The following is a 26,813-nucleotide window of genomic DNA, read 5'->3' as shown; positions in this document are numbered from 1 at the left end:
TTTTCAGAAGTCGCTTTTTGCAAAACACCTTCTACCTCAACAACTTACCGCTTGCCTCGTGGCGTTCAACGCTGCGAGGAGGCGAATAATACGCGGTTTGATTTCAGAGTCAACACCTTGATCTGAAAAAACTTTCGATCACCATCCAGCGGCACGTCGGCAACTATTCGCCACGGTTGCCGCTCTGTAGAGAAACACGCAAGCGGAGCGGCTTTGCCATGAGCGATGCACAGAATGAGAAGACCCCGGGGCTGTCGGCGGACGAAGAGCAGGAAGTCAGCCACAACCAGCCGCCGCGGGCGGCAGTGTTGCACGAGATCATCCGCTACCAGGGTGACCAGGAACTGGAGCGCACCCTCGCCGCCTTGTGGTGGTCGGCACTGGCGGCAGGCCTGACCATGGGCCTGTCATTGATGGCCATGGGGCTGTTCTATGCCCGCCTGCCGGAAGGCGACAGCGCCCAGGTGATCGCCAGCCTGGGCTACAGCGCGGGGTTCCTGGCAGTGATCCTGGCCCGCCAGCAACTGTTCACCGAGAACACCCTGACCGCCGTGCTACCAGTTATGACCGCGCCCACCCTGAGCAACCTCGGCCGGCTGTTGCGCCTGTGGAGCGTGGTGCTGCTCGGCAACCTGGCCGGCACGCTGCTGGTGGCCTGGGTGATGCTCGAACTGCCAATCTTCGACAGCAAGACCGACATCGCCTTCCTTGAGGTGGGCCGCAAGGTGATGACCAACGACATCAGCCAGATGTTCGCCAAAGGCATCGTCTCCGGGTGGATGATCGCCACCATGGTCTGGATGATCCCCTCCATGGAGCACGCCAAGATCTGGATCATCCTGGTGATCACCTACCTGATGGCCCTGGGCGACTTCACCCACATTGTCGTGGGCTCGGTGGAAGTGTCGTACCTTGTCTGGGCCGGCGATGAAACCTGGCAGGCGTTCTGGCTGGACTTCGCACTACCCACCCTGGCGGGCAACATCATCGGCGGCAGCTTCATTTTTGCCCTGATCAGCCACGCCCAGGTTCGCAGCGACAGCGGCAAGCCCCCCTCGCAATTGCTCAAGGATGAAAAGCCGAAAAAGGACTAGCGCGCCGCAACCGCCCGCTCGGCTCCCCTGCCCCGCTGCGGCAATGGCCGTGGCCGCCACCAGTTCTGCCCGGGGTGCGGCGAGTCGAGGCTGACCCGCTCGCCCATCTGCGGCGTGCTCAATTGCACCTGGGCGGCGTTGGTCAGGGCCAGGATACGCTCGAAGGACTCCTGCCAACCGTGGATGGACAGGTCGAAGGTGCCGTTATGAATCGGCAACAACCAGCGGCCTTGCAAGTCCAGATGCGCCTGCAGGGTCTGTTCCGGCTGCATGTGCACATTGGGCCAGGCAACGTTATAGGCGCCAGTCTCCATCAGGGTCAGGTCGAACGGCCCATACTGCTCGCCGATTTCACGGAAACCGTCGAAATAGCCCGTATCGCCGCTGAAGAATAGCCGCAGCCCTTCGTCGATCATCACCCAGGACGCCCAGAGCCTGCGGTTGCTGTCGAACAGCCCGCGCCCGGAAAAGTGCTGGGCAGGCGTGGCGACGAAGCGCACGCCTTCGACTTCGGTTTCCTGCCACCAGTCCAGTTGCCGCACCTTGGCCGGCGGCACGCCCCACTCGACGAGCAGGTCCCCCACGCCCAACGGCGCGAGGAAATGCTCGGTGCGCGGTGCCAGCTGGCGGATGGCCTGCTCATCCAGATGGTCGAAATGGTCGTGGGAGAGAATCACCGCGGTCAGTGGCGGCAGGTCGCCCAGCGCCAGCGGCGGCGCATGGAAGCGCAACGGCCCGGCCCACTGCACCGGCGAGGCGCGCTCGGCGAACACCGGGTCGGTAATGAAGAAGCGCCCGCGCAACTTGAGCAGCACAGTGGAATGGCCGAGGCGCCACAAGCTGTGATCCGGTGCGTCAGCCACCTGCTGGCGCGTCATCGGCTGCAGGCTGAGCGCTGCGTCTGGCCGGGTCTTTGGTGGCTTGCGCAGCAGCAGGTACTTGACGCCGATGCGCAACTTCTTGAGCACGCCGTCCTTGGGCAGTTCGACCTGGTTGTGAAAGCGCCCGTCCCGATACGGAGCCGGCTCGCCGGCGGGGGTAGCCATGGAGACCATGAGCAACAGCACTCCGCAAAAGAGGAAAGCCTTCATATTACTCCACAGGGTCGGATCAACCGTGAAATGGCTTGTAAGGTCATTTTTCGCCGATGAACGATTGTTGAACAATATTCACATTACTTATGCGATAAACGGCGCTCCACAGAAGAACGACAACCATGATCGACAATCGCAGCGGCAAGGGGCTCTCTTTCGTCAGGCGCATCTACCTGCCGCGCATCATCGGCCTGGGAATCGGCCTGTTCAGCGTGATGGCTGCCATCGCCCCGCTGACCCCACCGCCCTGGGCCTGGGCCCTGCTGCTGTTCAATGGCCTGGCCTGGCCACACGTGGCCTACCAGTGGGCCCTGCGCTCGGCCTCCCCGTACCAGGCCGAGCAGCGCAACATCCTGCTGGATTCGCTGATGGGCGGTTTCTGGGCCGCAGCTATCCACTTCAACCCGCTACCCAGCGTCACCATCCTGTCGATGATGACCATGAACAACGTCGCCGCCGGTGGCAAACGCGTGCTGCTGCGCGGCCTGTTGGCGCAGCTGTGCGGCATGCTCTTGGCCACCACGCTGCTCGGCACCGGCCTACAGACACAGGCCACGCAGTTGCAGGTCCTCGCCTGCCTGCCGATGCTGACCCTCTACCCCCTGGCCCTGGGCTGGGTGTGCTACCAGTTGGCGATCAAGCTGACCGAACACAAGCGCCGCCTCAGCGCCCTGAGCCGTACCGACAGCCTCACCGGACTGCTCAACCATGGCTCGTGGAAAGACCTGCTGCTGCTCAAGTTCCAGATCTGCCAGCAGCAGCGGCTGCCAGCGGTCATCGCGCTGATCGACATCGACCACTTCAAGACCATCAATGATACCTACGGCCATGTGGTCGGCGACTGCGTATTGCGCCAGCTCAGCCAGGAGCTCAAGCGCACCCTGCGCGAGGACGACCTGGCCGGGCGCTATGGCGGCGACGAGTTCTGCGTGATCCTCCCCGGCACCCACGAAGCCCAGGCCTGCCAGGCCATGGAGCGCCTGCGCGAACGCGTGGCCGCCTACCGCAACCCGCACTTGCCGGGCTTGCGCATCAGCCTGAGCATCGGCCTGGCGGACTTTCGACCCGACCTCGCCTCGCCCGAGCATTGGCTGGAACAGGCCGACAAGGCCCTGTATGCCGCCAAGCGCCAGGGTCGCGACCAGGTCAATTTCGCTCGCGGCGAGGCCGCCACGCTCAGGCTGGCCTATCCTGACTGAACCTTCGCCCAGGCCTCGGGCGCAAGACAGCAGTTGAAGGAGTCGCCCGTACATGGACAGGAACGTCGACCTTTCACCCTCCAGCCCCACCTCGCGCCTGCAGGTGCGCCGCCTGGTCGGCGGTTTCTGCGCGCTGTTCGGGCTCGCTTGCGTGTTCACCCTGGTGGCGCTGTTCAACATCGCCGCCACGCTGGACCGCCAGGCGCTGGAGCAAAGCACCTTCCAGGCCACCCAGGCGCTGGAGCAGCGGCTGGTGGCCTCGCGTCAGTTCCTCTCCAGCTACGCCGTCTGGGACGTCGCCTACGAACATCTGGTAGGCAAGGTCGACTGGCAGTGGGCGTATGACGAGAAGAACGTCGGTGAGTCGCTGTACAGCGCCAGCGGCTACGAAGGCGTGTTCGTGGTCGAGGATGGCCGCACCACCTACGCCCTGTTCAAGGGCAAACCCACCGATTCGCCGGCTAGCGCCCATATCGACAGCCCCCTGGCAGCGATCATCGCCGCGGCGCGCAGGGCGGCCCCGGCCCGCGAGCAGGTAACCCATTTCGTACGTTTCAACGGCTGGCCCGCAGTACTCAGCGCCGCGGCAGTACGCCCGGACAAGGAAGTGACCGAGGCTGATGTAAAACAGGCGCCGGTGATGGTGTTCGTCGACCAGCTGACCGAAGCCAAGCTCGCAGTGCTGGGCAAAGGCGCGGGTTTGACCGGCATGCGCCTGGAGAAAAACGCTGTTGCCCAGGCCGGGCAACCGCATATCGCCCTCGGCGAAACCGGTTATCACCTGGTCTGGAACACACCGTTGCCGGGCCGCCAACTGCTTCATGCCTTCCTGCCGCCGCTGCTGGCAGTACTGCTGGTACTTGGCCTGGTGCTGCTCTACCTGTTCCGCCACGCCCTGCGCAGTTCCCGGGCAATAGATGAAAGCCTGCTGCGATTGCAGCAGAGCAACCGCGCCCTGGAAGCCAGCGAGCAGCGCTTTCGCGCAGTGGCCGAAGCCGCCTCCGACTGGATCTGGGAAACCGACCGCCATCACCGCCTGACCTACCTGTCGCAGCGCTTCGTCAGCGTGACCGGCTACCGCATCGAGGACTGGCTCGGCCAGCCGCTCAACCAGTTGCTGGCCTGCGACACCACGCCCCTGCTGCCGTGGCTCGACAGCCAGGCCGACGACAACCCGCAGCAACTGGCCAACCTGCGCTGCAACTACGATGACGCCAGCGGCCAGAACCGCTACTGCCGCGTTTCGGCGCGCTCGATCGTCTACGAGGGCAAGCTCGCCGGCTTTCGCGGCACCGCCAGCGACATCACCGACGAGGTCGCCGCCCATGCCCGCATCCAGCACTTGTCGATGCACGATGCCCTGACGGGCCTCGCCAACCGCAACAAACTGTCGCGCCACCTCGAGCAGGCGTTGTTGCGCGGCAGCGATTCACCACCGTTGACCCTGCTGCTGCTGGACCTGGACAGTTTCAAGCCGATCAACGATTCCCTCGGCCATCCGGCCGGCGACGCAGTACTGCAGGAGGTGGCCGGCCGTCTGCGCGACACCACCCGCGACAATGACCTGGTCGCTCGCCTGGGCGGCGACGAGTTCGTCCTGGTCTTGCACGGTCTGGACAACCGCAGTGAAATCGACCGTTTTTGCGCGCGCCTGCTCGACCTTTTGCAGCAGCCCATTGGCTTCGAGGAACACCAGTTGCACATCGGCGCCAGCATCGGCATCGCCCAGACCCGGGCCCAGGGTTACGATGCCGGCGAACTGATCCGCTGCGCCGACATCGCCCTGTACCAGGCCAAGGCCGACGGCAAGAACACCTGGCGCTACTTCTCGCTGGAGATGAACCAGCAGATCCAGTACCGTCGCCAACTGGAAAACGACCTGCGCCGGGCGATCAAGCAGCACGAGTTCGTGCTGCACTACCAGCCACGCTATCGCCTGGACGACCTGCGCATCGTCTCGGTGGAAGCCCTGTTGCGCTGGGAGCATCCGCAAGAAGGGCTGATAGGGCCAGACACCTTCATCCCACTGGCCGAACAGAGCGACCTGATCGTCCCGCTGGGTCGCTGGGTACTCGAAGAAGCCTGCCGCAATGCCCGTGACTGGCCCGAAGAGTTGCTGGTCTCGGTCAACCTGTCGCCTGCGCAATTCTCCCGCAGCGATGTGGTCGCCGATGTGCGCCAGGTGTTGCTGGACACCGGCTTCCCGGCCCAGCGCCTGGAGCTGGAAATCACCGAGAACGTGATGCTCAACGACATCGAAGGCGCCCTGGGCACCATGCTCGCGCTCAAGGAACTGGGCGTGCGCCTGAACATGGATGACTTCGGCACCGGCTACTCGTCACTGGGCTACCTGCGTACCTACCCCTTCGACAGCATCAAGATCGACAAGCGCTTCATCGCCGGGTTGAGCAGCCAGAGCGGCAACGACCGAGCCGTGGTCCAGGCGATCATCAACCTGGGCAAGGCCATGGGGCTGACGGTGACCGCCGAGGGCGTGGAGACCGAGCAGCAATTGAAGGCGCTGGACAAGGAGCAGTGCCACGAGGTGCAGGGCTACTACCTGAGCAAGCCCGTGGACCGGGCAGGGTTCGAGGCGCTGCTGGCGAACCGGGAAGTTCGCCAGGATGCGTCCTGAACGCGCTGCCACGGGATTCAGCGCAGGCTGCGCTCAGCCACGATTTCGGGCAGGTCGGTACGGTTGAGGTAGATGCGCAAGGGCTCGCCGATGTTCAAGCGATCGTCCACATGCTGCTCCAGCAGCAACGCCAGGCGCTCCCGGCACAGCGCCATGCGCGCATCGGCCTCGGGCCGCCAGACGAACTCGCTGCAGGGGGTGATGCTGTCGTCGGCCACGTCCATGCCGAACGCGTCCTCTGAAAACCGCACGATATGGGTGCCGCGCTTGCCGTGAAAGCCGACGAAGCCCTTGAGCTGGTCGGCGGCGATGCAGATGTCCTGGGATGTGATGGCCATGGCGTAACCTCGCAAAGAATTCGGAAGTGACGCACGCAGAGGGGGCGGTCGCCTCTCGCGGGCAACGCGCAAGTGCCAGCCTAACCCAAGTGCCAGACCGTCCGCCAAGGTTTTTCGCCCCTCGCGCCAAGGCCCGCTAGACTGGATTTTCGAGCCCCTTCGTTGTTATCGGATCCGCCCCTCATGACCCAGGCCGTCACCGCCGACATTGCCATTATTGGTCGCATCAACGCCGTGCCGGCCATCCTCCAGGTCATCTGCGAGACCACTGGCCTGCGCTTTGCCGCCGTGGCCCGGGTGACCGAGAGCAACTGGACGGCCTGCGCGGTGCTCGACACCCTGGGATTCGGCCTCGAGGTTGGCGGCGAACTCGAGGTCGCCACCACACTGTGCCACGAAATCCGCAGCACACGCCGTACCATCGTGATCGACAAGGCCAGCGAGGACGAGCAGTACTGCCGTCACCACGCCCCGCGCCAGTACCGCTTCGAAAGCTACATTTCAGTTCCGGTGCTACGTACCGACGGCAGCTTCTTCGGTACCATCTGCGCCCTGGACGCCAAGCCAACGCCGCTCAAGGGCACGGCGATACAGCCAATGATGGAATCGTTCGCTCGCCTGCTGGCCATTCAGATCGAAAGCGAGGAAAACGCCCAGCGCACCGAGCTCGCCCTGCACAAAGAGCGGGCCATGGCCGAGGTCCGCGAGCAATTCATTGCCGTGCTCGGCCACGACCTGCGCAACCCGCTGTTCGCCATCACCGCCGGTGCCGAACTGCTCAGCCAGCGCCTGACGCACGACAAGCAGCGGGCCATCGCCCTGCATATCCTCACCTGTGGCCAGCGGGCCACCGAGCTGGTGCGCGACATGCTGGATTTCGCCCGTGGCCGCCTTGGTGCCGGGATCCCCTTGAACCTGCAACCCTGCCACGATCTGCCGGACGCCCTCGGCCATGTGGCCTCCGAGCTGCAGCGTGTCCACCCGCAGCGGCGCATCATCCTCGACATTGGCCAGGTCGGCGGCCTGCTGTGTGACCGCGAGCGAATCATGCAACTGTTGTCCAACCTGATCGCCAATGCCCTCCTTCATGGCGACCCACAAGGCCCGGTGACCGTGCGCGCCAGCCTCAGCGACAGTACGTTCGACCTGAGCGTGCACAACCAGGGCACGCCGATCGCCCCGCAAACCCTGCCCTTGCTGTTCGAACCTTTCAGCCGGCCGATCTCTGGCGCGCCCCAGCCCGGCCTGGGCCTGGGGCTGTACATTGCCAAGCAGATCGCCCTCGCCCACGGCGGCCACATGGAGGTGACCTCCAGTGCCGAGGGCGGCACCCTGTTCAGTTTTCGCCTACCGAAGGATCGACCTGGGACTCCAGAAGCACCGCCAGCCAGTTCATGAACGCCTGGACCCGGCGCGGCACATGGCGCTGCCGCGCATACAACAGCGACACCGGCATGGCCCGCGCCTGCCAGGGCTCGAGCAGCGACACCAGTTCACCCGCGCGCAGGTGTTCATCGACACCTACCGCCGGCACCTGGATCAGGCCTAGCCCAGCCAGGCAGGCGGCGGAATAGGCCTCGGCGTTGTTCACCGTGACCACGCCGGCCATGGCCTGGAAGCGCAGTTCGCCGCCCTGCTCGTATTCAAACCCGGCACTGCGCGCGCCGAGGTTGCGCACGTAGTGGACCAGCCGGTGGCTATCCAGGTCCTCCAGGCGGCGCGGCACACCGTGGCGTTCGAGATAGGCGGGGCTGGCGCAATTGCGCATGCTCAGGCGCCCGACCGGGCGCGCCACCACGTCAAGGTCGCTGAGCGCGCCGATGCGCATCACGCAATCGAAGCCTTCGCGCAACAGGTCGACCTGGCGGTCGGTGCAGCTGATCTCTACATCCAGGCGCGGGAAACGCTCGAGAAAACGCGGCAGCGCCGGCACGATGACCCGCCGCGCCATCATGGTCGGCAGGTCGATGCGCAGACGCCCGGCCAGCTCGGCGTCGTCGGCGCTGAACAGGCTCTCGATCTCGTCCATGCCCGACAACAGGTCCTTGCTGCGCTCGTACAGCAAGGCGCCGTCCTGGGTCGTGCGCACCCGGCGCGTGGTGCGGTTGAGCAGGCGCGTGCCGAGCAGGCTTTCCAGCGCCCGCACCTGTTCGGAAACGGTCGAGCGCGGCAGGCCCAGGCTTTCGCCGGCCAGGGTGAAACTGCTCAGCTCGCTGACCCTGACAAAGGTACGCAGCAGCTCCAACTTGTTCATACGGCCCCTAATTGTCCAATTGGCGCGAACAGTATTTCCGGATCTCCTGGATTTAACAGCACCTGTCCGACCAATAACCTGTCAGCCACAGCCACCCACCAAAGGTAACCGACATGACTCGCAAGATCGCACTGATCACCGGCGCCAGCCGCGGCCTGGGCAGGAACACCGCCGAACACCTGGCCGCCCGTGGCATCGACATCATCGGCACCTACCATAGCAAGGCCGACGAAGCCCGCGCCGTGGCGGCCACGCTGGAGCAGGCCGGCGTGCGCGCCGCCATGTTACAATTGGATGTCAGCGACAGCGCCAGCTTCGCAGGCTTCGCCGAACGCCTGGGCGACACGCTTGAACAGCAGTTCGGGCGCCATCAGCTGGACTTCCTTGTAAACAACGCCGGCATCGGCCTGAACGTGCCATTCAGCGAGACCAGCGAGGCGCAGTTCGACCAGTTGCTGAACATCCAGCTCAAAGGCCCGTTCTTCCTTACCCAGCGCCTTCTGCCGCTGCTGGCCGATGGCGGGCGCATCGTCAACATCTCCACCGGCCTGACCCGCTTCGCCCTGCCCGGCTATGCCGCCTATGCGGCCATGAAGGGCGCCATGGAAGTACTGACCCGCTACCAGGCCAAGGAGCTGGGCGCGCGCGGCATCCGTGTGAACATTCTCGCGCCGGGCGCCATCGAGACCGATTTCGGCGGGGGCGTGGTGCGTGACAACCAGCAGGTCAATGACTACATCGCCGGCAATACCGCACTGGGCCGGGTCGGCCTGCCCGACGATATCGGCGCGGCCATCGCCTTGTTGCTGGAAGATGGCAATGGCTGGATCAACGGGCAGCGGCTGGAGGTGTCGGGGGGTATGTTCCTCTGAGGAGCACGCTGCGCAATGCGCTCAAGCTCGGTTCAAGGCCTGGTGCAGCGCAGCGACGGCAGGAAGTGACAAAGCCTCATGGGTGATGCACAGGCCGACCCGGCGCCGCAGTGCCAGGCCGCTGCCGGGCCGCCAGTAGACCCCGGGACAGCGCTCGGCCAGGGACTGCGGCAACCATGCCGCGCCCAGCCCGGCGGCGACCATGGCCAGCGCCAGTTGCAACGAACCGGCCTGGCCAACCTGCTCGCCTTCGCCGTACAACCCCATCAGGCGCTGGTGCGAAGGATGCTGCGGACAGGTGATCCAGCGCCCGTCCGGCTGGCTGCCGGTCGCCATTACCAGCACGAAGGCCTCCTCCCACAACGGCAGGAACAGTTCGTCCTCGCAGCGCTGGGCCTCGTCGGCCAGCCGCGCATCCCCGTCGCACCCCGCCAGCAAGGTCAATTGCAGGCCCGCAACCGCCTGGCTGGCCAGGCGCACGCAAGCCTCGACCTGGGCCGGCGCGATGTCCGCCTCGATGCCCAGGGCCAAAGGCACCCGCTCCTGCCCCTGGCGAAAGCGCAGGCGCAGCGCGTCGGCCTCGGCCACCATGCGGCAGGCCTGGGGATACAGCTCACGCGCCTGCTCGCTGACTTCGACCCCACGGGCCTGACGCAGGAACAGCTCGGCGCCCAGGTCGTCCTCCAACTGGCGGATGGTCACCGACAAGGTGGGTTGCGCCACGCACAGGCGCTGGGCGGCTACCGTGATGTTGCGCGCTTCGAAGACCGCGATAAATGCCTTGAGATGACGGATATCCATAGATAGAACCGATGCCAGCCAGAGAAATAAGCCGTTTTTCATGGCCGAAAGGGCTATCTAGAATCCTGGCCATCGAAAGCGATTATGCCTGGGAGGCAACCATGAACAAACCCCTGATCATCATCACCGGCGCCAGCTCCGGCATAGGCGCCGCCACCGCCCAACGCTTTTCCGCCGCGGGCCATCCGCTGTTGCTGGTCGCCCGCCGCCTGGATCGCCTGGAGGCGCTGGCGTTGCCCGATTGCCTGTGCCGCGCCGTGGACATCCGCGACCGCGCAGCACTGGTCGCCGCCGTGACCGAGGCCGAAGCCGTGTACGGGCCCGCCGATGCCTTGGTGAACAATGCCGGGGTGATGCTGCTGGGGCAAATGCACGAACAGGACCCGGAACAATGGGAGCGCATGTTCGACATCAACGTCAAAGGCCTGCTCAACGGCGTGCACGCGTTGGTCGGCGGGATGGTCGAGCGGCGCCATGGCACCCTGATCAACGTCAGCTCGGTGGCCGGACGCAAGACCTTCCCCAACCATGTGGCCTACGTAGGCAGCAAGTTCGCCGTGCACGGGTTGTCGGAAAACCTGCGCGAGGAGCTGGCGCCGCACAATGTGCGGGTGGTGACCATCGCGCCGGGCGCAGTGGAGACCGAGCTGCTCGGGCATACCACCGACGCGGGCATCAAGCGCGACTACGAGGCCTGGAAGGCCAATGACATGGGCGGCGTGGTGCTGTCGGCGGAAGATGTCGCCGGGGCAATCGTCTGGGCCTACCAGCAGCCGCAGCAGGTATGCATTCGCGAGATCGTGCTGGCAGCGACCGCCCAGCAGCCTTGAGGCTGAGTACTGGGGGCGCCATACGCCCCTTTCGCCGGCCAGGCGGCTCCCACACCGACCGCGCCGGCTTCAAGTCATGTGCAATCCCAGGGGGAGCTGGCCTGCCCCTTCAAGGCGCTTCGTGCACCTGCACGCTGGCGGTCATGCCGGCGCTCAGGGTCACGCCCTCCGGCACCTGGTCCAGGCGGATGCGCACGGGTATGCGCTGCGCCAGCCGCACCCAGTTGAACGTCGGCTCCACCTCTGGCAGCAACTGCCCATCCGGCGTCGAGTTGCGGTCGGTGATCCCCCGGCTGATGCTTTCTACCTGCCCTTGCATCGCGTCGCCGGCGCCCATGAGCCAGACCTTGACCGGGTCACCGACGCGAATCCGCGGCAGCTTGGTTTCTTCGAAATACGCCTGGATATAGAAAGTGGCATCGTCCACCAGCGCCATCACCGACTGCCCGGTGTTGACGAAATTGCCCTCGGCCAGCCGCAGATTGGTGATATGCCCGCCCCGCGGGGCGCGTACTTCGCTGCGGGCCAGGTTGATCTTCGCCACTTGCAACTGAGCCTCGGCCTCGTGCAGTTCGCCACGGGCGACAGCGGCGTTGATCTGGGCGTTCTCGCGCAGTTCGGCACTGATCGCCTCCGGCCCCAGCGCGGTGCGCCGGGCGGCCTCGCGCTCGCGCAGGCGCAACTGCTGGGTACGCGTCTCGACCACGGCGGTGGCCTGGTCGAAGGCGGCCTGGAAGCGTTCGCGGTCGATGCTCATCAGCAGGTCGCCGGCCTTCACCTGCTGGTTGTCATGCACCTTCAACGCGCTGACCCAGCCCGACACGTCTGGGGCGATCACCACCACGTCGGCACGCACCCGGGCATCCCGGGTCCAAGGCGTGAGCATGTAGTACTGCCACAGTTGATAGCCAGCAAAAACAGCAAGGATCACCACACACAGGGTGACCAGGGTACGTACGACTGTACGCATGGACTTACTCCTTACAAAGGGCCTAACAGGCGCACCACCCCATACAGCACACAGACGAACAGCGCAGCGTCGAACAAAGCCTCGTGCCAGATCCATCGCCCCAGGGGGGTGGCCTGCACGATGAAACGCAACAGCCCGGTGAGCACCAGCGCCAGCAGCACATAGATCAGAAACGGGCTGAGCAGCACGCCGCCCAGTGCCCACTCACGCAACCCCATGGGTTTCCTCCTGCCAGCGGCACCACTTGCCCCAGCTCTTGCGCAATTGCAGCACCGCGCCGATGGCCAGGCGCAGCGGGTCGCTGGGCGGCTGGCGGCGCAGGGCCTCGATGAACTGTTCACTGGCAGCGTCCAGGCGCTGGCCACGCCCCGGCGCCGGGCCGCTGGCAAGGACCGCCTGCAACTGCTGCAGGTACTGGCGCTCGGCATTACCCAGCGGCGCCTTGGCCACGGCCAGGCACATGCGCAGGTGCACCAGTTCGTCACCGATATCCAGGCCGTGCAGGCCGTCGTCCCAGCGCTTGCGCTCGGCCTCGGGCAATTCGCTGGCATGCCGCGCCAGTTGCATCAGGCGGTCGGCCATGCGCCCGCCAAACCAGCTGTCGGCGCCGCGCAGGTCGCGCCGGGTCAGGCGCACCAGATCGCCTTGCGTGGCGGCGCGCAGGCGCCGGCCAAGCCAGGCCGGGTGACGCAGCACCAGCAAGCGGAACGCCATTACCGCGGCGCCCACGCCCAGCAGCATGGCCTGGGCGCTGTTGAGCATGGTCGCCACATCGAAATGCATGGCATTGAGCGGCGCGACCAGGACGATGAAGTGCAGGCAATAGGACGTGGCGGTCGCCCCGGTACGCGGGTGGGCCATGCCCAGGGCGCCAAAGAACAACGGCACACCCATGCCCAGGCAGAGCATGGCGAAGCTGCTCCATTGCGGCAGCAGGATCTGCCCCACCAGGAACGCCACCGGGATGGCCAGGAGGATGCCGCGCAGGAAACTCAGGCCGATCTGCGCGCCATTCTCGCGGCTGGCGAACAGGCTGCAGACCACACAGGTGAGCACCAGGCCGCCTGGCGCCGATGGCCAGGCCGTGGCCAGCCAGAAACTGCTCATGGCCAGGAAGGCCAGGGCGCTGCGCGAACCGAACAACAGGGCAAGGGACAAGTCGCGATGGGTTGCCAGGCTCTGCGTCGCCTGCCTCGGCGCCCGCCCCTGCTCGACGTCGTCGAGGGCCTGGGCGCAAGCCATCGTGTAGTCCAGCAGCAAGGTCAGGCGCGCCAGACAGTAATGCTCGGCGGGGCTGATCCGCTCGTCGTGGGCGGCGTCCCAGACACGCTGGCGCAACACCAGCAAGCTGGGCTGCTCGGTGCTGGCCAGGTGAGCGCGAACCTCGTCCAGCCATGGCGCCAGATGCCTGGCTTCACCCTCGTCAAGCTGGCGCCACTGCCTGCGCACTGAGCGTGAGATGCGCAAAAGCACCATCAGTGTCTGGCTCAGGCCGCTGATCGCCCGGGCGCGCTGGCGGCCACGACTGCCTTCGAACCAGGCATGTTCGCGCTGGGCATCGATGGCGACGATGCGCCCGAGGCTGTCGAGCAGACCGCCGCGTGCCTCGTCTTCGCCGCCAAGCATGGCGTTGGCCGCCTGCAGGCCATTCTGCCAGGCCTGGCGGGCTTGGTCGGCCAGTTGCTGCTCCACGCGCATGGGCCAGAGCAGCGCGCTGGTGACGGTGGCGCAGACGATGCCCAGGCAGATCTCGGTGCAGCGCGCCACGGCCTGGTCGAAGACCTGCAACGGGTGGTCGACCGCCGGCAGGGCGATGATCGCCACGGTGTAGCCGGCCAGCACGAACGCGTAGGCCCAGGCACTGCGCAACTGGGTCGAGGCGGCGGTGCACAGGGCCAGCCACAAGGCCAGGGTCAGCAGGAACAGCCACGGGGTCTGGGCGAACAGGCCGATGAACACCACCGACATGCAAGTGCCGACCAGGGTGCCGGCCAACCGCGCCAGGCCCTTCTGCACCACCATCCCCGACAACGGCTGGGCGACGATGAAGGCAGTCATCAGCGCCCATGACGGTTGCTCCAGGCCCCAGCGCATCGCCAGCCACAACGCCAGGCCGCCACCAAGCAAGGTCTTGATGGCGAACTTGAGGGCGAGGCTGCTGGGGGCAAACAGAGCCTGGAAGGTGATGGGCACGAAACGGACCTTGGGCGCGCTGGGGTAATAGGAAGAAAGATAGACAACGGGAAGAAGGATAAAGCGGAAACGATTAATTAGCTAGCTAATCATCTAAGTAATCGCAGGCAGATTTTCGCAGGCAAAAAAATGGGCGACCGAAGTCGCCCTAAATGCCTTGCGTGCTCGTGTATCGGGAAGGATCAGCGCTGGTTGCGCTTTTTCGAGTCCTTCCAGATGAAAATGCCCAGACCGGCGAAGAAGGCCAACATCAACCCGACTGTTACCACCCCGGCGATAACCACGTTGTCGAAGAACATGTCGGCTCCTCCCTTGATGTGCCGTCATCCGATGGGTGCAAGGTAACCAATGCGAGGAGGGGGAAAATTGACCGGAGTCAATGGCGCCCGGGGCCGGGCGCGGGAGGCGGGTGCAGGTTTGACCTGCATCAAGTTTCAGCGCTTCTTCGATTTGCCCTTGGGCTTTTTCTTCTTGCCCTGCCCCAGCGGCAAGGCCTGCTCGAAGGCCTGGCGCATGTCGTCCAGGCGCTTGTCATTGAGGTCGTGGATACGTTTGGCGCGTTCGGCGCCGAAGTCGATCAGTTTGTCTTGGCTCATGGTGGGCTCGACGGACAGCAGAGGCCTTAATGATGAAGGCTTGCCTGGGCGCTGACTAGTCAGACTTCGATATCCACCAGCAGCCCCTGGCGCGTGCGCTCGCCCAGCGGCGCCACCGGCACGGTGTTGTCGGCATTGAGTTCCTCGCCCGGAACCGCCTCGTAACGATCGCCCTCAGCCTGCTTGCGCCTTTTTTGCTGGCGGCGTTGCTCGTCACGCAACAGCAAGGCCTGCTCTTCGGGATCACGATGATTCTTCAGGTCGATGGTGCCATCACTGGAGGTCGGCTGCGTGGGCACCACCGGTGGAATGGTCGGCGGCGGTTTGACCGGGTCGTGTTGCGAGGTCACGGGGGCGGCACTGAGCGGGATGATCGGCGGCAGCATGGGAGGTCTCCTGTAGCCTTGTTGTCGGCTGATGGCGCGCCGCCTTGAATGCCTGCGGTCGAAGGTGTGCGGCGTGTCACAACGCCGCATTGCGCTGGAGTATAGCGCGGGCCTACTCGGCGTCTTCGTCCGGATCGTCGGGTGAAGGGCTCGACTCGCTCCATGGCCGCTTGTAGACCTGCTGCCAGACCGCATCCATATGTTCGCGCACCCCTGGCGGGGCGTTCTTCAACGAGGCGCTGTCTTCGCGCTCGCCGCCGAACGGGTCTTCACCTGGCGGGCTGATCAGCGACTGGCCGGTGATGGTGTAGATCGCCTGGCCTTCACGCATCTCGATGGCGATGTCGTGGGGGTCGATACCGCCACCGCAGAAGGCATGGCTGGCCACTGTCACTTCAGCGACACCGTCCTTGTTCAGGTCGCCGACATCACTGACATCGGTGTAGAAGTCGACGTCCAGGTCCAGGCCGGCGCAGGTGGTCTCCTGCTCGATCTGCCAGCGCGCCTTGAAGACATCGGCACTGGCGGCGCGGCCATACAGGGTGGCCTTGAGCACCACCTTGTCGACTTCCTCCTCGGTATCAGGGTCGGTGGCCTGGCCGTCGACCCGGCTCAGCACCAGCAGGCCCTCGCCCTCGCGGTCATGGAAATGCACGCTCTTGATCGGCGTCTGCACGCCGAGCACTTCCAGTTGCTCGACCGGGATCGGCGGCAGGATCTCGAAGCTTTTCTGTTCACAGGCGGCCAGCAGCGCCAGGCTGCCCAGGCCCAAGGTGACGTTCAACCAGCGGTGCTTGGCAAACATGTTGGCGCATGGCCCTCGTGACGGGTGTTCGTCGATGAACACGCTAGACTCACTGAGATTCTTTGGTCTGGCGCAGCCGATCCGGTAACATGGCCAGCTTTTTCACCGCGGGAGTTTTGGCAGTATGGCGCAGCAGTATCAACCGGGGCAACGCTGGATCAGCGACAGCGAGGCCGAGCTCGGTCTTGGGACCATCCTGGCGCAGGATGGCCGCCTGCTGACCGTGCTCTACCCGGCCACGGGCGACACGCGCCAGTACTCGCTACGCAATGCGCCGCTGACCCGCGTGCGCTTCTCGCCAGGCGATCTGATCACCCATTTCGAAGGCTGGAAGCTGACCGTGCAGGAGGTCGAGGACATCGACGGCCTGATGGTCTATCACGGCATCGACCCGCAGAACCAGCCACGCACGCTGCCCGAGACGCAGCTGTCCAACTTCATCCAGTTCCGCCTGGCCAGCGACCGCCTGTTCGCCGGACAGATCGACCCGCTGTCGTGGTTCTCGCTGCGCTACAACACCCTGCAGCACACCAGCAAGCAGATGCTCTCCACGCTCTGGGGCCTGGGTGGCGTGCGCGCCCAACCCATCGCCCACCAGTTGCACATCGCCCGTGAAGTCGCCGATCGCATCGCCCCGCGCGTATTGCTGGCCGACGAAGTTGGCCTGGGCAAGACCATCGAGGCCGGCCTGGTCATCCACCGCCAAGTGCTGTCCGGGCGTGCCAACCGTGTACTGATCCTGGTGCCGGAAAACCTCCAGCACCAGTGGCTGGTGGAAATGCGCCGGCGCTTCAACCTGCAGGTTGCACTGTTCGACGCCGAGCGCTTCATCGAAAGCGACGCCAGCAACCCGTTCGAAGATGCCCAACTGGCGCTGGTCGCGCTGGAGTGGCTGGTCGAGGACGAGAAGGCCCAGGACGCGCTGTTCGCCGCCGGCTGGGACCTGATGGTGGTCGACGAGGCCCACCACCTGGTCTGGCACGAAGAGCAGGCCAGCCCCGAATACTCGCTGGTCGAGCAGCTGGCCCAGGTGATTCCCGGCGTGCTGCTGCTCACCGCCACACCTGAACAGCTCGGCCAGGACAGCCACTTCGCCCGCCTGCGCCTGCTCGACCCCAACCGCTTCCACGACCTGGCTGCCTTCCGCGCCGAAAGCGAGCACTATCGCCCGGTGGCCGAAGCCGTACAGGAGCTGCTCGACGAGGGTCGCCTGTCGCCGAAAGCCCACGCCACCATCCAGGGCTTCCTCGGCGCCGAAGGCGAAGCGCTGCTGGCCGCGGTCAGCGACGGCGACAGCCAGGCCAGCGCGCGCCTGATCCGCGAACTGCTCGACCGCCACGGCACCGGCCGCGTGCTGTTCCGCAACACCCGGGCGGCAATCCAGGGCTTCCCCGAACGCCAGCTGCACCCCTACCCGCTGGCCAACCCCGAGGCCTACGCCGACCTGCCTTCGGGCGAGCGCGCCGAGCTGTACCCGGAAGTGGCCTTCCAGGCCCAGGGCGAAACCGGCGACGACGAGCGCTGGTGGCGTTTCGACCCTCGGGTCGACTGGCTGATCGACACCCTGAAGATGCTCAAGCGCACCAAGGTCCTGGTGATCTGCGCCCACGCCGAGACCGCCATGGACCTGGAAGACGCCCTGCGCGTGCGCTCCGGCATCCCGGCCTCGGTGTTCCACGAAGGCATGAGCATCCTCGAGCGTGACCGCGCCGCCGCCTACTTCGCCGACGAAGAGTTCGGCGCCCAGGTGCTGGTGTGTTCCGAGATCGGCAGCGAAGGCCGCAACTTCCAGTTCGCCCATCACCTGGTGATGTTCGACCTGCCGGCACACCCGGACCTGCTCGAGCAACGCATTGGCCGCCTCGACCGGATCGGCCAGAAGCACACGATCCAACTGCACATCCCGTACCTGCAGGACAGCCCGCAGGAACGCCTGTTCCAGTGGTACCACGAAGGCCTCAACGCCTTCCTCAACACCTGCCCGACCGGCAACGCCCTGCAGCATCAGTTCGGCCCGCGCCTGCTGCAACTGCTGGCCGGTGGCGACGACAAGGGCTGGACCCAGCTGGTCGGCGAGGCCCGAGCCGAGCGCGAGCGCCTGGAGGCCGAGCTGCACACCGGTCGCGACCGCCTGCTGGAACTCAACTCCGGTGGCGCCGGCGAAGGCCAGGCGCTGGTCGAGGCAATCCTCGAGCAGGACGACCAGTTCGCCCTGCCGATCTACATGGAAACCCTGTTCGACGCCTTCGGTATCGACAGCGAGGACCACTCGGAAAATGCCCTGATCCTCAAGCCGAGCGAGAAGATGCTCGACGCCAGCTTCCCGCTGGGTGACGACGAAGGCGTGACCATCACCTACGACCGTGGCCAGGCGCTGTCGCGCGAAGACATGCAGTTCCTCACCTGGGAGCACCCGATGGTCCAGGGTGGCATGGACCTGGTGCTGTCCGGCTCGATGGGCAACACCGCCGTGGCGCTGATCAAGAACAAGGCGCTCAAGCCCGGCACCGTGCTGCTCGAACTGCTCTACGTCAGCGAAGTGGTGGCACCGCGCAGCCTGCAGCTGGGGCGCTACCTGCCACCGGCCGCGCTGCGCTGCCTGCTCGATACCAACGGCAACGACCTTGGCCCGCGGGTGGCCTTCGAAACCCTCAACGACCAGCTCGAAAGCGTGCCCAAGGCCAGCGCCAACAAGTTCGTCCAGGCCCAGCGCGACGTGCTGGCCAAGCGCATCGCCGCAGGCGAGGCCAAGGTCCTGCCAACCCACGACGAGCGCGTGGCCCAGGCCCGGCAGCGCCTGACCGCCGAAGCCGACGAGGAGCTGGCGCGCCTGACCGCGTTGAAGGCCGTCAACCCGAGCGTGCGCGACAGCGAGATCGACGCCCTGCGCAAGCAGCGCGAAGAGGGTTTGGCGGCGCTGGAAAAAGCGGCACTGCGCCTCGAGGCGATCCGGGTGCTCGTCGCCGGTTGATCGCCATAGAGGCCATCGCGGGGCAAGCTCGCTCCCACAATTCCGGCTCGGAATTGGTGGGAGCGGGCTTGCCCCGCGCTCGTTTCGTCCTGCAAGCCATCCATTTAGACCATCTGGCTATTGCTTTCATATCCAAATGGTAGAAATCAAATTGCCATTAATCAGGAAGGCTTAGGTACAGGTTCCTATACTCCAGCAGGAACAGTCTCCATCCGTGCTTTTTGGGGACGAGTGAAGACTCGACGAAGAGGCCTGCAATGGAGTGGCTGGGACTGCAATTGTTCGCTGAGCTGCCGGCGACCGGACAGATCATCCTCGACTGCCGACACAATCCCTTCCTGGTGCTGCTTGCCTTCATCGTGGCGAGCGCCGCCTGTTTCGCCACCCTGGACATGAGCGAACGCCAGAGCCAATGCGAAGACCGCTTCGCCCGCCGGCAATGGCGCGTGCTCGGTGCCTGCTGCCTGGCCGGGGGCATCTGGGCCATGCATTTCATCAGCATGCTGGCCTTCCAGGCGCCCCTGGAAATCCACTTCGATGCCCCACTGACCGGCCTGTCGCTGCTGGTGGCCCTATTGGCCGCCTGGCTGGCGATGAACAGCCTCAACCGCAGCCAGATGCGCCTGCGCCACTACCTGCAGACCGCGCTGTTCATCGGCCTGGGCATCAGTGTCATGCACTACACCGGCATGGCCGCCCTGCAGACCAGCGCCCTGCAGTACTACCAGACCGGCCTGCTGTTTGCCTCCGTCGGCATCGCCGTGCTCGCCAGCCTGGTGGCGCTGCTGATGGCGCGCTATTTCAACAAGGGCAGCGGCACCCTGCACCTGCTGCTCAAGTACGGCGCCAGCCTGCTGATGGCCGCAGGTATCGTCCTGACCCATTTTACCGGCATGGCGGCGATGACCCTGGTGATCCCCAGCGAGACCGCGCTGCGACTGCCTTCGGCCGACAACAGCCTGCAACTGGCGCTGACCATTGCCGTCATCACCCTGTTGATCAGCGCTGGCAGCATCAGCGCGGCGCTGGCCGACAAGAAGCTGCAGAGCAAGGAGCACGACCTGCGCCGGGTCAATGTACTGCTCAGCCAGCTCGACCAGGCCCGCGCCTCGCTGCAGCAGGCCGCCCACTACGACGCCCTGACCAACCTGGTCAACCGCCGCGGCTTCAACCAGGTCTTCGCCGAGCGCCTGGCCGAGCAGGCTGCCCATGACGGTATGCTGGCGGTGATGTTCCTCGACATCGACCACTTCAAGCGGATCAACGACAGCCTCGGGCATGCCGCCGGCGACGAGTTGCTCAAGGTGATCGCCGATCACATCAAGGCCGCCACCCGTGGCCAGGACCTGGTGGCCCGCTTCGGCGGCGACGAGTTCTGCATCGTCACCAGCCTCAACAGCCGTGACGAGGCACGCCACCTGGCCCAGCGCATCATGCAGCGCATGAAGGAGCCGATCGATCTGGCCGGCCGGCGCATGGTGATGACCACCAGCATCGGCATCAGCATCTTCCCCGACGACGGCCAGAGCACCGAGGAGTTGCTGAAGAACGCCGACCTGGCGCTTTACCAGTCCAAAGGCTGCGGGCGCAACAGCCTGAACTTCTTCAACAACGGCCTGAAGACCCGCGCTACCCTGGAGCTGCAACTGGAAGAAGAACTGCGCGTGGCGCTGTTCGAAGAGCGTGGCCTGTGCGTGCACTACCAACCGATCTTCGACCTACGCAGCGGCCAGGTGGCCAAGCTCGAGGCGCTGGTGCGCTGGCAACACCCACAGCATGGCCTGCTCAGCCCCGACCGTTTCATCTGTATTGCCGAAGCCAACGGCCTGATCGCCGAGCTGGACCTGTGGGTGCTGCGCCGGGCCTGTGAGGACCTGGCCCAGCTCAATCGTCATGGCTATGGCGATCTCAAGGTCACGGTGAACTGCTCGGCCCTCACCCTTGGCCGCGAGGAGCTGGCCACCGAGGTGGAAATGGCCTTGTTCCAGGCCGGCCTGGCGCCGCGCCAGCTGGAGCTGGAGGTCACCGAAAACGCCCTGATGGGTGACATCCACCACACCATCAGCCTGCTCAAGCGCATCCGTGCCCTGGGTGTGGCGTTGTCGATCGATGATTTCGGCACCGGCTATTCATCGCTGGCCTACCTCAAGCGCCTGCCGCTGGACGTGCTGAAGATCGACCGCTCGTTCATCCAGGACGTGCCCGGCAGCCAGAAAGACCGCGAGATCGTCCAGGCGATCATCATCATGGCCCATACCCTGCACCTGAAAGTGGTCACCGAGGGCGTCGAGACTGTCGAGCAGCACGAATTCCTCGCCAGCCACGGCTGCGACTACCTCCAGGGCTACCTGCTCAGCCGGCCGGTGCCACTGGCCGAGTTGCGGCCGATCCTCGAACGGCTCGACCGCCAGCCGGGCGAGCTCAGTCCTTGCTGCGATACAGCGCTACCAGGGTCGCGGGATCTTTTTGCAGATAACCCTGGCTACCGTGCAGGCGCATCAGTTGCGCGGCGAGGCCACTGAGCGGCGTCGCCGAGCCCTGCTCGCGGGAGAATTTCACCGCGCTGTCGAGGTCCTTGAGCAAGGTGCGCACGTGCCACTTGACCGGCTCGAAGCGGCTTTCGGCCATTTGCGGGGCGAGGATCTGCAAGGGTTTCGAGTCGGCAAACCCGCCGGCCAGCGCTTCGGCGATCAGCCGCGCATCGACCCCTGACTGCTCGGCCAGCGCCACCACCTCGGCAATCACCAGCGCGTTGCAGGCCACGATCATCTGGTTGCACGCCTTGGTCACCTGGCCGGCCCCCACCGCGCCCATGTGCGTCACCCTTTGGCCCAGGGTCAACAGCACCGGCCGCGCCCGCTGCAGATCGCTCGCCTCGCCCCCGACCATGATCGCCAGGGTGCCGGCCTCGGCCCCCGGCGTGCCGCCGGACACCGGGGCATCGAGCCAGGCCATGCCGCACAGGGCCGCCAGCTCCGCCGCCATCTCGCGGGTGGCGGTCGGCTCGAGGCTGGAGAAGTCCACCAGCAGCTGACCGCTGCGCCCGCCACGGGCGATGCCCTGCTCACCGAACACCACCTCGCGCACCACCGCCGTGTCGGCCAGACACAGCAGCACCATGTCCGCCGCCTGGCACAGCTCGGCAGGGCTACCGGCCAGCTGGGCGCCGGCGGCAACCAGTTCGGCGCATTTGTCCGGGCTGCGGTTCCACACGGTCAGCGGATACCCCGCGGCCAGCAGCCGACGGCACATCGGCAGGCCCATCAGGCCGATCCCGGCAAACCCCAACGAAGGCAATGCAGTACTCATGAGCAACTCCAGATTAAAGAAGCGTGACAAACGGACGATGCAATGCGGGTGAGAAGGGAAAAACCTTAGAACGACTAAGGAAACCCCCTATCGCATAAGAAAAAGACGCACTGATAAAGTCGCGAAATTTCTCCGTGATGGCTAGATGATATGCATCACCGGGAAGCCAACCACTCCAGGCAAATGGCGCACTATGACCTCTACGATCACTTCTGCCAATGCGGCTCCCGAGCCCTCCCTCAGCACCACCTCGCTGACTGCCGGCAGTGCTCGAGACCTGCCCGCGGCGCGCAGCATGCCGGCGCAACAGTACCTGTACTTCACCGAACAGGACATCCAACGCATCCTCGACAACCTCGACGGCCTGCGCGACCTGGTGTTTCCGCCCAACCTGCATGTCGAGGACGAGGACCAGTTGCGTCTGGAGCAGCAGTTCCCGTCGGTGTGCCTGATCGGCCTGGGCCGCTGCGGCTCGAACATCGCCCTGGACGTGGCGGAACTGGTGTACAACGCCCGCACCTTCTTCCTCAATGAGTACAACAACGAGGACCGTTTCAAAGGCGAAGCGGGCTACAGCCCGGCGCGCTGGATCCGCCAGAACCTGCGCCTGGTACAGAACAAGGCGGCCAAGCCGGTGTTCCTGGTCGAGCCGCTGGTGATGCTCGGCGACCTGGACAAGGACATCGCCGGGCGCATCCGCTTCTCGCGCAAGGGCGAGCGCGGCGGCTTTTTGCGCGACTACAGCAAGATGAAGATCATGGACCTGTCCGAGGTGCATGCCGGTGGCGCCGGCAACGCGCCGATCCTCGGCCAGTACCTGGCCAAGATCATCCTCAACAAGGACACCCAGCGCTTTTCCAGCGCCGACTGGAAGCTGATCCACTCGTACCTGATCGACTCCTGCGGCATCAAGGCCAACCAGTCGCGCCTGTACTTCTACATCTTCAGCGCCGGCGGCGGCACCGGCTCGGGCATGGCCTCGGAATTCGGCCTGGCCCAGCAGTACTCGTACATGAACAAGACATTCGATACCAAACCGGCCGACGAGAACGACGGCAAGAGCGGGCATTCGTTCGTGTTCGAGCCGATCTTCACCAGCGGCATCTGCGTGCTGCCCAATGCGTCCGATCACCGCAGTGAAATGTCCGAGGCTCTGCACATCAACGCCGGGCGCCTGCTGTGCAAATACCTGTCGGAGGAATGGGACTTCTCGTACAACTTCGACAATGAAGACAGCAGCGAAGCCAGCGTCATGGGCCGCATCCGCCCGTGGAACGCGATGATGCTGATCTCCAACGACATCATGCGCTACGCCGAGGAGAGCGACGACGGCACGATCCAGAACATCGACGTCAATGCCATGGAGAAGCACGCCAACCAGTACATCTCCCAGCAGATCTTCAACATCCTCACCGCCCAGGCGGTGACCACCGACTACGACCAGAACTACTTCCGCCGCGCCGGCATCGACATTGGCGAGACCATCCGCCTGGACGCCAACGACCTGTTCATGAGCCTGGCCGGCCCAGTGGCCATCGCCTATGCCGAGTCGGTGGTGCCGGAAGTGCCGCCGGCTGGCTCGGACAAGTTCAAGGTGTTCGAGCGCGAGCAGCCGCGCCTGGACATCGACGACCTGTTCTTCCGCTCCATCGACCTGCCGCACTTCAACAAGCAGACCCAGGCCATCGAAGGCATCAGCCTGCTGCCGATCGAGTCGCGTCGCTACCGCGCCGCGCTGGAGCAGTACCAGGCCTCGGGCTACGACGCCGCGGCGCTGCACGACCTGCATTTCTTCAAGAACTGCTCGTCGGTGGTGTCGATCGTGTCGCTGCCCAAGGATTACAAACTGTCGTACATGGACCTGAACCGGCTCAAGACCCACCTCAACAGCCTGTTCCCCAACACCACGCTCAAGCGCTATGCGCTGGTGATCGGCGCCTCGGCCAACCTGTCGCTGACCACCCTGATCGCCAAGAGCCCGTGCCTGTCGGACGATTTCCTCACGCTGATCGTGGCGTTCATCAAGCGTTGCTTCGCGCGCAACCCGTACCGTTTCGACGACACCATGGACAATGCGATCCTCGAGTTCATCACCAGCGAGCACTTCGATGAAGACAGCATCGACGACCTGCTCAACGAGTTCGAGAACCCGGCGAAGATCCTCGACACCAACTGGTACGCGATCAAGCCGATGTACGAGAAGAAGTACCGCGAGCTGATCAACGACAAGAGCCGTTTCGTCTCGATCAACGACATCCGCCTGTCGCGCGAGTGCGTGAAGAAGGCGGTGAAGTACCTGCGCGAGATCTTCAGGCACCGCATCGGCAAGACCCGGGTGATTTCGCTGAACAGCCATACCGGGCGCGTGGATTACTGATCCAGTGGGGGCCGCAAAGCGGCCCCATTTACGCATCCCGTAAACTGTTACCGCCCCGCCGAATCACCCCGCCACTGTTACCAACTTCCACCTTACGTGAGCGTCAATGCGCACCATTGCGGAGCGTTTGCGCGTTTTCACGCACTAAAAAAGCCCGCGCTTATTCCGCTTTCTTCGCCTGGATCACGATGAACGGCGAAACCACCACCGCCCAGATCTCTGGATCGCGGGTTTGCAGGTCGAGCGCCTGCTCGGCAGAGACCGGCCCGACAGTGCCATCATTGCGCCACTTGGCGAAGATCTCGCCGCGATTCTCGGCCATCGCCTCGGCAACAGCGATCAGGTCGAGGCTGGGGTCGACCCAAATCAGGTCACCCTTGGCCCAGAAACGCTCCAGAGCTTTCCACTCGATGACGGCAGTCTCGCCGAGCAGTTTGGCATAGAGGGTGCTTACTTGATCAGTCATGGGTTTACCTGCGCAAAGATCGGCCAACAAAAAGGCCGGCATTTTTGCAGAAAAACCCGGTTTCAAATACGTAATTTGGTCGATCAGGCCCGAACTTGTGGGGGCGGGCCGGGAATACAGGCAAAGTGATGGCGCTTTTCTGTATCTTTATGTCGATCACGCGACACCCCTTGAGACAGACGCTTTTCGCCCGCTTTTCAAGCGCTCGGACAGCGCTCTACACTGTACCGGTACAGTTCCGGGACATGTTCCGGGGGAAGGTGGGCTTACGGCATTGGCGTAGCCAGGCCGCGAATCCCGCCCGGTCTGTAGCCCTGGCCTCAGGACTATAAGAATTACAACAGAATGAGTGGAGCACTATGATCAAGATTTCCAAGCTGTTTGCCGCGATGGTTCTGGCCGGAGTCGCCAGCCATTCGTTTGCCGCCGACACCATCAAGATCGGCATCGCCGGTCCCAAGACCGGGCCGGTGACCCAGTACGGCGACATGCAGTTCGTCGGCGCCAAACAGGCCATCAAGGACATCAACGCCAAGGGCGGCGTCGATGGCAAGATGCTCGAAGCCAAGGAATACGACGACGCATGCGACCCTAAACAGGCCGTGGCCGTCGCCAACAAAGTGGTCAACGATGGCGTCAAGTACGTGATCGGCCACCTGTGCTCCAGCTCCACCCAGCCTGCGTCCGACATCTACGAAGACGAAGGCGTGATCATGATCACCCCCGCCGCCACTTCCCCGGACATCACCAGCCGTGGCTACAAGCTGATCTTCCGCACCATCGGCCTGGACAGCGCCCAGGGCCCGGCCGCCGGCAACTACATCGCCGACCACGTCAAGCCGAAGGTCGTTGCGGTCCTGCACGACAAGCAGCAGTACGGCGAAGGCATCGCCACCGCGGTCAAGACCACCCTGGAAGGCAAGGGCACCAAGGTTGCCGTCTTCGAGGGCCTGAACGCCGGTGACAAGGACTTCTCCTCGATCATCCAGAAACTCAAGCAGAACAACGTCGACTTCGTCTACTACGGCGGCTACCACCCGGAGCTGGGCCTGATCCTGCGCCAGGCGCAAGAGAAAGGCCTGAAAGCCAAGTTCATGGGTCCGGAAGGCGTGGGTAACGACTCCATCTCGCAGATCGCCCAGGGCGCCTCCGAAGGCCTGCTGGTTACCCTGCCGAAGTCGTTCGACGCCGACCCTGCGAACAAGGCCATCGTCGACGCCATCAAGGCCGACGGCAAGGATCCGAGCGGTCCGTTCGTGTTCCCGGCCTACTCGGCTGTCCAGCTGATCGCCGAAGGCATCAAGGCTGCCAAGTCCGAAGACACCGACAAGGTGGCCGCCGCCATCCACGCTGGCAAGTTCAAGACCCCGACCGGCGAACTGTCCTATGACGAGAAAGGCGACCTGAAAGACTTCAAGTTCGTGGTCTACGAATGGCACTTCGGCAAGCCGAAGACCGAAGTCTCCCCTCAGTAACTGCGTGACTAATAGCTGACCGAGAAGCCCACTGTGCGAGCAGTGGGCTTTGTTTTACGAGGTTCATGAACCTGATTCCCGTGATCCGGGAGCCGGTTCACCTGAAAATCTTAAAACCGTCACCCGCGGTTTCCTGGTTGTGCCCGCA

At 64.6% G+C, this 26,813-nt stretch carries 23 protein-coding genes; 10 read left to right on the top strand and 13 right to left on the bottom strand.

The window, feature by feature from the left end:
• Nucleotides 1-218 precede the first annotated feature (218 nt).
• On the top strand, nt 219-1,094 hold the full coding sequence (locus ACQ4OD_RS20835) for a formate/nitrite transporter family protein (RefSeq protein ID WP_102684702.1): 876 nt from the start codon (nt 219-221) through the stop codon (nt 1,092-1,094).
• Here ACQ4OD_RS20835 and ACQ4OD_RS20830 read toward each other — a convergent pair.
• A complete protein-coding gene (locus tag ACQ4OD_RS20830) occupies nt 1,091-2,185 on the bottom strand; it encodes an MBL fold metallo-hydrolase (protein WP_430944859.1) in 1,095 nt (364 codons plus the stop codon). The two genes, ACQ4OD_RS20835 and ACQ4OD_RS20830, sit on opposite strands and share 4 nt — an antisense overlap.
• A 125-nt stretch (nt 2,186-2,310) precedes the next feature.
• Here ACQ4OD_RS20830 and ACQ4OD_RS20825 point away from each other — a divergent pair, with 125 nt between their 5' ends.
• Together ACQ4OD_RS20825 and ACQ4OD_RS20820 are read left to right on the top strand one after the other, a co-directional pair.
• On the top strand, nt 2,311-3,387 hold the full coding sequence (locus ACQ4OD_RS20825) for a diguanylate cyclase (protein WP_430944858.1): 1,077 nt from the start codon (nt 2,311-2,313) through the stop codon (nt 3,385-3,387).
• A 52-nt stretch (nt 3,388-3,439) separates the two neighbouring features.
• Complete coding sequence (locus ACQ4OD_RS20820) at nt 3,440-6,022, top strand: bifunctional diguanylate cyclase/phosphodiesterase (RefSeq protein ID WP_198755485.1); 2,583 nt, start codon at nt 3,440-3,442, stop codon at nt 6,020-6,022.
• Nucleotides 6,023-6,039: 17 nt separating this feature from the next.
• Here ACQ4OD_RS20820 and ACQ4OD_RS20815 read toward each other — a convergent pair whose 3' ends face one another.
• Nucleotides 6,040-6,360, bottom strand: coding sequence for a DUF2025 family protein (locus tag ACQ4OD_RS20815; RefSeq protein WP_102684698.1), 321 nt, complete (start codon nt 6,358-6,360; stop codon nt 6,040-6,042).
• A 183-nt stretch (nt 6,361-6,543) separates the two neighbouring features.
• On the opposite strand from ACQ4OD_RS20815, the gene ACQ4OD_RS20810 reads away from it, so the two are divergent.
• Nucleotides 6,544-7,758 (top strand): GAF domain-containing sensor histidine kinase, encoded by a 1,215-nt coding sequence (locus tag ACQ4OD_RS20810; RefSeq protein WP_430944857.1) that lies wholly within the window; start codon nt 6,544-6,546, stop codon nt 7,756-7,758.
• Here ACQ4OD_RS20810 and ACQ4OD_RS20805 read toward each other — a convergent pair.
• Nucleotides 7,697-8,614: a LysR family transcriptional regulator gene (locus tag ACQ4OD_RS20805; protein WP_430944856.1), complete on the bottom strand. Its 918-nt coding sequence runs from the start codon at nt 8,612-8,614 to the stop codon at nt 7,697-7,699. The genes ACQ4OD_RS20810 and ACQ4OD_RS20805 overlap by 62 nt on opposite strands.
• Nucleotides 8,615-8,727: 113 nt before the next feature.
• Between ACQ4OD_RS20805 and ACQ4OD_RS20800 the strand changes: the two genes are divergently transcribed.
• Nucleotides 8,728-9,486: an SDR family NAD(P)-dependent oxidoreductase gene (locus ACQ4OD_RS20800; RefSeq protein ID WP_430944855.1), complete on the top strand. Its 759-nt coding sequence runs from the start codon at nt 8,728-8,730 to the stop codon at nt 9,484-9,486.
• Between the two features lie 21 nt (nt 9,487-9,507).
• On the opposite strand, the gene ACQ4OD_RS20795 is transcribed toward ACQ4OD_RS20800, so the two are convergent.
• Nucleotides 9,508-10,287, bottom strand: coding sequence for a LysR family transcriptional regulator (locus ACQ4OD_RS20795; RefSeq protein ID WP_102684694.1), 780 nt, complete (start codon nt 10,285-10,287; stop codon nt 9,508-9,510).
• Between the two features lie 101 nt (nt 10,288-10,388).
• Between ACQ4OD_RS20795 and ACQ4OD_RS20790 the strand changes: the two genes are divergently transcribed.
• Nucleotides 10,389-11,117, top strand: a complete 729-nt coding sequence (locus ACQ4OD_RS20790) for an SDR family oxidoreductase (RefSeq protein WP_198755482.1) — start codon at nt 10,389-10,391, stop codon at nt 11,115-11,117.
• A gap of 109 nt (nt 11,118-11,226) precedes the next feature.
• Here ACQ4OD_RS20790 and ACQ4OD_RS20785 read toward each other — a convergent pair whose 3' ends face one another.
• The 7 genes from ACQ4OD_RS20785 to ACQ4OD_RS20755 form a co-directional block, all read right to left on the bottom strand.
• Nucleotides 11,227-12,087 (bottom strand): efflux RND transporter periplasmic adaptor subunit, encoded by an 861-nt coding sequence (locus tag ACQ4OD_RS20785; RefSeq protein WP_046854497.1) that lies wholly within the window; start codon nt 12,085-12,087, stop codon nt 11,227-11,229.
• An 11-nt stretch (nt 12,088-12,098) separates the two neighbouring features.
• The gene (locus ACQ4OD_RS20780; protein ID WP_430944854.1) at nt 12,099-12,305 is read right to left on the bottom strand and encodes a DUF1656 domain-containing protein; all 207 of its coding nucleotides are present in this window, start codon (nt 12,303-12,305) and stop codon (nt 12,099-12,101) included.
• Nucleotides 12,292-14,280, bottom strand: a complete 1,989-nt coding sequence (locus tag ACQ4OD_RS20775; RefSeq protein ID WP_198755481.1) for an FUSC family protein — start codon at nt 14,278-14,280, stop codon at nt 12,292-12,294. The genes ACQ4OD_RS20780 and ACQ4OD_RS20775 overlap by 14 nt, the downstream gene beginning before the upstream one ends.
• Nucleotides 14,281-14,462: 182 nt before the next feature.
• Nucleotides 14,463-14,579, bottom strand: coding sequence for a cytochrome c oxidase subunit CcoM (ccoM, locus tag ACQ4OD_RS20770; RefSeq protein ID WP_023629476.1), 117 nt, complete (start codon nt 14,577-14,579; stop codon nt 14,463-14,465).
• A 135-nt stretch (nt 14,580-14,714) separates the two neighbouring features.
• A complete protein-coding gene (locus ACQ4OD_RS20765) occupies nt 14,715-14,876 on the bottom strand; it encodes a hypothetical protein (RefSeq protein WP_173862462.1) in 162 nt (53 codons plus the stop codon).
• 59 nt (nt 14,877-14,935) lie between these two features.
• Nucleotides 14,936-15,262: an aspartate-semialdehyde dehydrogenase gene (locus ACQ4OD_RS20760; RefSeq protein WP_198755480.1), complete on the bottom strand. Its 327-nt coding sequence runs from the start codon at nt 15,260-15,262 to the stop codon at nt 14,936-14,938.
• A gap of 112 nt (nt 15,263-15,374) precedes the next feature.
• On the bottom strand, nt 15,375-16,067 hold the full coding sequence (locus ACQ4OD_RS20755) for a M949_RS01915 family surface polysaccharide biosynthesis protein (protein WP_139669342.1): 693 nt from the start codon (nt 16,065-16,067) through the stop codon (nt 15,375-15,377).
• Nucleotides 16,068-16,191: 124 nt separating this feature from the next.
• Between ACQ4OD_RS20755 and rapA the strand changes: the two genes are divergently transcribed.
• A complete protein-coding gene (gene rapA, locus ACQ4OD_RS20750) occupies nt 16,192-19,038 on the top strand; it encodes an RNA polymerase-associated protein RapA (protein WP_430944853.1) in 2,847 nt (948 codons plus the stop codon).
• Nucleotides 19,039-19,295: 257 nt separating this feature from the next.
• Nucleotides 19,296-21,560, top strand: a complete 2,265-nt coding sequence (locus ACQ4OD_RS20745; RefSeq protein ID WP_198755479.1) for a putative bifunctional diguanylate cyclase/phosphodiesterase — start codon at nt 19,296-19,298, stop codon at nt 21,558-21,560.
• Here ACQ4OD_RS20745 and ACQ4OD_RS20740 read toward each other — a convergent pair.
• On the bottom strand, nt 21,460-22,347 hold the full coding sequence (locus ACQ4OD_RS20740) for an NAD(P)-dependent oxidoreductase (protein ID WP_102684686.1): 888 nt from the start codon (nt 22,345-22,347) through the stop codon (nt 21,460-21,462). The two genes, ACQ4OD_RS20745 and ACQ4OD_RS20740, sit on opposite strands and share 101 nt — an antisense overlap.
• Before the next feature lie 295 nt (nt 22,348-22,642).
• Here ACQ4OD_RS20740 and ACQ4OD_RS20735 point away from each other — a divergent pair, with 295 nt between their 5' ends.
• Nucleotides 22,643-24,724, top strand: coding sequence for a hypothetical protein (locus ACQ4OD_RS20735; RefSeq protein ID WP_371918144.1), 2,082 nt, complete (start codon nt 22,643-22,645; stop codon nt 24,722-24,724).
• Nucleotides 24,725-24,884: 160 nt separating this feature from the next.
• Here ACQ4OD_RS20735 and ACQ4OD_RS20730 read toward each other — a convergent pair whose 3' ends face one another.
• Nucleotides 24,885-25,190, bottom strand: a complete 306-nt coding sequence (locus ACQ4OD_RS20730; protein ID WP_046854488.1) for a DUF2288 domain-containing protein — start codon at nt 25,188-25,190, stop codon at nt 24,885-24,887.
• Between the two features lie 359 nt (nt 25,191-25,549).
• On the opposite strand from ACQ4OD_RS20730, the gene ACQ4OD_RS20725 reads away from it, so the two are divergent.
• Complete coding sequence (locus tag ACQ4OD_RS20725; RefSeq protein ID WP_139669334.1) at nt 25,550-26,665, top strand: branched-chain amino acid ABC transporter substrate-binding protein; 1,116 nt, start codon at nt 25,550-25,552, stop codon at nt 26,663-26,665.
• The last annotated feature ends 148 nt before the right edge of the window (nt 26,666-26,813 follow it).

Origin of the sequence: Pseudomonas sp. WC1 (assembly GCF_050586565.1) — a bacterium.
Classification (GTDB): Bacteria; Pseudomonadota; Gammaproteobacteria; order Pseudomonadales; family Pseudomonadaceae; genus Aquipseudomonas.
This window is presented reverse-complemented; position numbering and strand designations above follow the sequence as displayed.